Consider the following 265-nt stretch of genomic DNA (forward strand, 5'->3'; position numbering starts at 1 on the left):
CGTCCCACTCGGCGGCGGCCGGGCGCACGACGTCGGCGGCGAAGCCGTGCACCCACTCGCGCAGGTCGTGCTGCTCCTCGGTGAGGTCGAGGGAGAAACCGCTCATGACCGCAGTCCGCCCCTCACGCCTTGGGGATGTCGAAGTAGCGGGTCAGGCCGGAGGCCAGGCCGACGTCGCCGGCCAGCTTCAGCCTGCGCGTCATGAACATCGTCACGGGACTGGCGTTGCCGGAGACGAGCCTGAGGAACTCGGCGTCGCCCATGG

The 265-nt window shown here is 70.6% G+C and carries 1 protein-coding gene; it reads right to left on the bottom strand.

Translation table 11 applies throughout. From position 1 onward, the window contains the following. Positions 1–122 precede the first annotated feature (122 nt). The coding region (locus ACSNOK_RS34560) for an SCP2 sterol-binding domain-containing protein (RefSeq protein ID WP_436784670.1) at positions 123–265 on the bottom strand (143 nt) is incomplete at its 5' end.

The sequence above is a fragment of the Streptomyces sp. URMC 126 genome (assembly GCF_051386555.1).
Classification (GTDB): domain Bacteria; phylum Actinomycetota; class Actinomycetes; order Streptomycetales; family Streptomycetaceae; genus Streptomyces.